Consider the following 5,879-nt stretch of genomic DNA (forward strand, 5'->3'; position numbering starts at 1 on the left):
GCTGATTGAACAGGGCCATGTATATATTGCCCAGCCGCCGTTATACCAGGTACGCAAGGGAAAACAGGTATGGTATCTCTATACGGATGAAGCGATGAATGCCAAGTTGGAAGAATTGGGAAAAGACAGCTCGGTTGTCGTACAGCGGTACAAAGGGTTGGGTGAAATGAATCCGGAACAGCTCTGGGAAACGACGATGGATCCGGCGAATCGCACTATGCTCAAGGTACACCTGGAAGACGCTGTAGAAGCCGATAAGATTTTCTCCGTCCTCATGGGAGATAAGGTGGAACCGCGTCGTAAATTTATTGAAGAAAATGCAAAGAAAGTCCGCAATCTGGATTTGTAAGAGATTTCCTTGAGGGGGGATGTCTGATGAAACGAATTTGGCATGTAAGTCTTTGCACAGCGCTGTGGTGCGCCTGTACGCTTTCTGTGCTGGCGTCTGGTACGGTGTTGCCGGCTGAGGCGGCACCGTCTGTGGCAGAACAGACACAGCCGGTCGTCATTACCGATCCGGCTGTACATATGAAAAATACAAACAAGTATTATGTTACATCGGGCCGCGTATATGATGCCGTCACAGGAGCTGTTGAGGGAATTTCCCGTGAAAAGACAGGACTCCCACAAGATACGGGACGATACTATTACCGGGTAGAAAAAAATCTTACCGGTGACTATTTCTATAGTGTCAAAGCATATGATACGGACAGTCACATCCTTATAGGCAGTTATTTTGTCGCTAAAGATGATTCCTGTGTCTGGAAATTACAGGATAATGATGATGCCGTACTCATTCTGGGAACGCCGGAAAAGTTGCTCGATAAGGCAGAAGTGACGGTATATCCAGGTAAAATACCGATGGGAAGCTATGGCATCCTGCGCGTCCGCATGCCGGGACGACTGCCCTATGATATCAAAATTACCAGTCTGAATCCTTCTGTAGCCGATATTTCTGAAAAAATGAATATCGTGTCTAAATCGGAAGGGAAGGCAGACCTTGTTATCGATTTACGCATGGGTAACACGGTACGTACCATTACCCGGACCGTTAAAGTCATTGAGCCTGCTGATTCATCGAATCACGATTCCGGACGCAGGCCGATTGGCATCGGTATCGGTGTCGGATGGGGCGGCGGATGGCATCACCATGGCCACGGCGGCATTGGAATCTGGGTATGATAAAAAAAATTGAGACCGCTCATTCAGCGGTCTCTTTTTTTGTTACCAGAATTTTATCGACGCGGAGATTATCCATATCCATGACTTCAAAAGTGAAGTTTTTCCAGCTGCATGTATCCGTTTCGGTAGGGATACGGCCTATTTTATACGTAACGAATCCGGCCAGTGTTTTGTATAAATCGTCTTCTTCTCCGGGAAGGTCTTCATCGAGGTCAAAGAAATCTTTAAATTCTTCGATTGTGAGCAGACCTTCCATGAGCCATTCGCCGGGGCCCCGGCGGATGATGCGGTTGGCTTCTTCCTGCTTTTCCTCTTCACCGGCAGGCATGATTCCCAGTAGTTCTTCCAGAATGTCATGGAGCGTGACGATGCCGCTCAGGCTGCCATATTCATCGAGGACCACCGCTTCATGGACACCGTGTTCGCGGAAAGTCTGGACGACTTTCATAATATCCATCGATTCGGGAACATAGATAGGCCGGCGCAGGCTGTCCTCCAGAATCTGTATCATCGACGGTGTATGCTGTTTAAGGACGGAAGCGTGATATTTGCCAAAAACATCGGTAATGGATACGACGCCGACAAAATCGTCGAGTGACCCACGCCCTACCGGCATGATTAGATGATGGCAATCTAACATTTCTCGGATGACCGTTTCTTCCGGATCTTCCAAATCAATCCAGTCCACCTGGGTACGGTTAGTCATGATATCGCTTACATCCATATCGCCGAGACGGAATACGCGGTCTACCAGTTCCGGCTCTTCTTTGGCAAAGGCACCCAGCTCGGCTCCCTGTTCGAGGAGCAGCTTGATTTCGTCTTCTGTGACGGGTTTCTTTTGTGGATGACCGGCCCCCATGAGTTTCATAACGGCTGCCGTCGAAGCAGACAGAAACCATACCAGCGGTGTACAGAGAGAAGAAAAATATAACATGGGGCGGGCCAGAAAACAGGCAATCCGTTCTGGATTATCAATAGCCAGACGTTTAGGAACCAGTTCTCCCAGAATCAATGTCAGATAGGTAATGGCAATGACCAGCGTTGTCAGGCTAACTGAGTAGGCATAAGGAGCTATAGGCGGATAGAGGTCTATGAGAGAGTGGGACATGGGCTCTGCCATGGCTGTACCGCCATAGACACCGGTGAGCAGGCTGACCAGAGTCATGCCGAATTGTACGGTAGAAAACATTTTATTCGGGTTTTCCCGCAACCGGATGACAATACGGGCAGAATTGTTTCCTTCCTCTACCAAAGCCTCCAGACGGGCCTGACTACAGCTGACGATGGACATTTCCAGCATAGAAAAAATGCCATTCCCGATGATGAGCAATACGATGACCATAAATTGTTCCCCTAGCGAGACATCCAAATCTGATAGCAACTCCTTTTTAAATTCAAAATATGGGTATTTGATGAGTATTATAACGTGTTTATTCTGTTTAGGCAAGGTGATAGCGGAAACATTCCGTTTCATTATTCTGGTCTATACTGGCAGGCCGGGGCAGACTCTGGTATGATAGAAAAAGAAACATTATTTCAAGGAGGATGATAGGCGATGATTTATACAGGGGATGAAATGGAAAAAAAAGCCGTTCTGGAAACGGCGGCCCGCATGTGTGCAGCAGCCAGGACAGCGCCGAAAACGCGGCATATTGATGGTATCCATACGCTGGTCGTTACGGGAGAAGAAAAGGATGCGCTGGCTGATAAAATGGAAGAAATCGGAAAGAAATATTTTGGTGATTCCTGGCAGCACTGGTATGGACGGGATGCAGGCAATGTACGGCAGGCCGACGCCGTAGTTCTCATCGGTATTGAAAAAAGCTACCGCGGCCTGGCTCACTGTAATTTCTGTGATTTTGGCGATTGCGGCAGCTGCCGGGAAGCCGGTGGCAATTGTGCGTATATCTACGTCGATCTGGGCATTGCCTTGTCTTCCGCTGCGCTGGCGGCACACCGGGAGCTGACCGACAGCCGGATTTATGCGTCTATTGGAAAAGCGGCAGGTGAAATGCCCTATGGTTGTGAATATAAGTGGCTGGGTATTGCCATATCCGTTTCTGGAAAGGATCCCTTTTTTGACCGGTAAAAAGTATAAACTGATAGTTCACATTTTTTCTGTATCTGCTATACTAGATACGGATTGAAATACAGGGAAAGAAGGAAGTATCATGAAGTTTCAGCAGATTTTGAAAAAAGTATGTATTCTCGTTACAGGAGCCGTTATGAGCGCCTCGGTCTGTCTGGCTGCTATACCATATGACCAGGTCCTTGTCGGTGGCATCGGTCCCGGCTCGGCTGTCCGTTATATGAAGAGCCTTTATGGCCAGCCTGATTCAACGAATTTTGATACGCCGACGCAGGCAACCTACACCTATGGCAATTCTTTTATCGTTACATCGAATCCTTCTGATGTCAGCACTGTTTTTACTGTCCTTTCTTCAGGGCATAATGGACTGAATACGCCGGCTGGTGTCGGCGTCGGTATGGATGAAGCCGTCATTACAGAAAAATACGGCCCCTGCGAAAGAAAAGGGGAAGTCAATGGCGTCACCTACTATCATTACGCTATGGAACCCAATCCGTCCCTGCCCAATGCGTTTGGCGGATATAGTTTCGGTGTAGAAAATGGCAAAATCATTTCTATCTGGGCTGGTGTCGTAGCCGATGACAATGGAGCGGCGGCAGCGGCGGCAGTAGCAGGCGGTACAGCAACTACCGTGGATGGAACAGCACAGGCTTCACAGAATACCTCTACACAGGAACCAGCACCTACACCGGTCGTTGCTCCTGTCAGTCCGGCTGATGCCAAGACGATAGCGGAACATAATGCGCCGGAACAGAAAGAAACGGCTCCGGATACGACATCCAAAGTTACAACAGACAATGGCACGACGGTCACTATAGAAAAGACGGAATAAGATATTTGTATACCGTTGGATATAGTTTCTGTGCATTATAAAAACAGGCTGCTGCATGAAGCAAATACTGCTTTATGCGACAGCCTGTTCTTTATGACCGTAATCCGGGACTTATTCTTCTTTCTGGGAACGAAGGAAGAGCGTACGCAGTTCTTCTGCCGGATCTTTGTGCTGGAAAAGGATATCATAAATAGCCTGTGTAATAGGCAGCTCTACCTGCCATTGAGCCGATAAATCCATGAGTGCTTCACAGGTATATACTCCTTCGGCTAATTTATGAAATGGTTTCTGTAAAATGAAATCTTCACCGAACCGCCGATTGTTGCTGTGCTGGGAAAAAAGAGTCGCTTCGTAGTCTCCCAGGTGGCTCAGGCCGTATACGGTCATGGCACTGCCTCCCATAGCGGCGACGAGCCGGGATAATTCATGGGTACCTCTGGCCATGAGAGCGCCTTTGAGGCTGCTGTAGTGGAACCCGTCGAGCATGCCGGCAGCGATGCCATAGACATTTTTAGCGGCTGCACCGATTTCCGTGCCTAATAGATCTGTGCCATAATAAAAGCGGATCAGGGGACTGCTAAAAATATCGGCAATGCGCCGTGTCCGTTCTTTATTATCTGATGCCATGACCATGCAATTCGGCATACCGGAAAGGAAATCCTGTACATGACCCGGACCCACCCATACGACAGTACGTGCGTCTTCGCCCAGTTCTTCTTTCATGATTGTAGAAAGTCTCTTACCTGACCCTGTTTCCAATCCTTTCATGCAAAGGACGAAGGGCATGTGGGTCAGGCGCGTAGCCCTGATCTGTTTGGCCAGACTGCGCAGCTGCTGGGCGCTGATACTGATAATGACGATATCGGCACCGGCCAGGGCGGCGGTCAGGTCGGCCGTAAGAGCAATGTCAAGAGGCATATGAAGGTATTCATTCTGACGTTGTGAAATAAGTTCTGCCAGATGGGGAGAACCGGGACGGCCCCAGAGAGTGACATTATGGCCAATGCGGTGAGCATACCAGGCATGAAAAGTTCCCCAGCGGCCACAGCCTAAGACAGTAATATTCATAAAGAGAAAACCTCCGGATGATACAATATTCGACATAACAGGATATATCCCTGTACTTTTATATTATACCATGAATCATAAGCAGGTTAAAATTAGGCAGGGCATAGGATTCATGATACAATACGTATGTAGACATTTCTGAACGACGAAAGGAGTCCTTATTATGAGTTTACATATTGAAGCCAGAGATGGAGAGATTGCAGACCGTATATTACTTCCCGGAGATCCTTTGCGGGCAAAATATATTGCTGAAACCTTTTTGGAAGGCGCCCGGTGCTTTAACAGGGTGCGAAATATCCTGGGATATACCGGCACCTATAAAGGGCAGCGTGTTTCTGTCATGGGAACGGGTATGGGGATTCCGTCTATTTCTATTTACGTCCATGAACTCCTTGAAAGTTACGGTGTAACGAAATTGATCCGCGTCGGTACATGCGGTGCCATGCGGGAAGATATCCAGCTTCGCGATGTTCTCATCGCCCAGGGAGCGACGACGGATTCATCGATTATCCGAAATATCTTTGGCCCGGCCATCAACTATGCTCCTCTGGCTGATTTTGACCTTCTCCGCACAGCCTATGAAAAAGCCAGAGAACATAACCTTTCGGTCCGCGTCGGCAATATCGTCTCCGTAGACAGGTTTTATGATGAAGAAATCGATAATAAAAAACTCACCGATTATGGCATTATGGCCGTAGAAATGGAAAC

General features: G+C 48.2%; 6 protein-coding genes and 1 pseudogene. 5 read left to right on the forward strand and 2 right to left on the reverse strand.

Translation table 11 applies throughout. The features are described from left to right. Both DBO31_RS07310 and DBO31_RS07315 read left to right on the forward strand, forming a co-directional pair. A pseudogene (locus DBO31_RS07310) lies at positions 1-349 on the forward strand (DNA topoisomerase IV subunit B); the annotation flags it as partial. A gap of 26 nt (positions 350-375) precedes the next feature. Further along, positions 376-1,182, forward strand: coding sequence for a hypothetical protein (locus DBO31_RS07315; protein ID WP_150824822.1), 807 nt, complete (start codon positions 376-378; stop codon positions 1,180-1,182). Between the two features lie 19 nt (positions 1,183-1,201). Here DBO31_RS07315 and DBO31_RS07320 read toward each other — a convergent pair whose 3' ends face one another. Beyond that, entirely contained in the window at positions 1,202-2,524 is a 1,323-nt protein-coding gene (locus DBO31_RS07320; RefSeq protein ID WP_234995433.1) for a hemolysin family protein, read from the reverse strand. A 213-nt stretch (positions 2,525-2,737) separates the two neighbouring features. On the opposite strand from DBO31_RS07320, the gene DBO31_RS07325 reads away from it, so the two are divergent. Continuing rightward, entirely contained in the window at positions 2,738-3,271 is a 534-nt protein-coding gene (locus DBO31_RS07325) for a DUF2148 domain-containing protein (RefSeq protein ID WP_150824823.1), read from the forward strand. Positions 3,272-3,353: 82 nt separating this feature from the next. Continuing rightward, positions 3,354-4,103: a hypothetical protein gene (locus tag DBO31_RS07330; RefSeq protein ID WP_150824824.1), complete on the forward strand. Its 750-nt coding sequence runs from the start codon at positions 3,354-3,356 to the stop codon at positions 4,101-4,103. 111 nt (positions 4,104-4,214) lie between these two features. Here the strand turns inward: DBO31_RS07330 and DBO31_RS07335 are convergent, their stop codons facing one another. After that, positions 4,215-5,171 carry an NAD(P)H-dependent glycerol-3-phosphate dehydrogenase gene (locus DBO31_RS07335; RefSeq protein WP_059076216.1) on the reverse strand — a complete coding sequence of 319 codons (957 nt, stop codon included), beginning with the start codon at positions 5,169-5,171 and terminating at the stop codon, positions 4,215-4,217. A 163-nt stretch (positions 5,172-5,334) separates the two neighbouring features. On the opposite strand from DBO31_RS07335, the gene deoD reads away from it, so the two are divergent. Then, a partial coding sequence (deoD, locus tag DBO31_RS07340) for a purine-nucleoside phosphorylase (protein WP_150824825.1) occupies positions 5,335-5,879 on the forward strand: 545 nt, incomplete at its 3' end.

It is taken from the genome of Megasphaera sp. DJF_B143, from assembly GCF_900320625.1.
GTDB lineage: Bacteria > Bacillota > Negativicutes > Veillonellales > Megasphaeraceae > Megasphaera > Megasphaera hexanoica.

What these genes read in the sequence shown, in the direction of transcription:
- DBO31_RS07315 (WP_150824822.1), top strand. Translation starts at nt 376, where the DNA reads ATGAAACGAATTTGGCATGTAAGTCTTTGCACAGCGCTGTGGTGCGCC.
- DBO31_RS07320 (WP_234995433.1), bottom strand. Translation starts at nt 2,524, where the DNA reads ATGGTCATCGTATTGCTCATCATCGGGAATGGCATTTTTTCTATGCTG.
- DBO31_RS07325 (WP_150824823.1), top strand. Translation starts at nt 2,738, where the DNA reads ATGATTTATACAGGGGATGAAATGGAAAAAAAAGCCGTTCTGGAAACG.
- DBO31_RS07330 (WP_150824824.1), top strand. Translation starts at nt 3,354, where the DNA reads ATGAAGTTTCAGCAGATTTTGAAAAAAGTATGTATTCTCGTTACAGGA.
- DBO31_RS07335 (WP_059076216.1), bottom strand. Translation starts at nt 5,171, where the DNA reads ATGAATATTACTGTCTTAGGCTGTGGCCGCTGGGGAACTTTTCATGCC.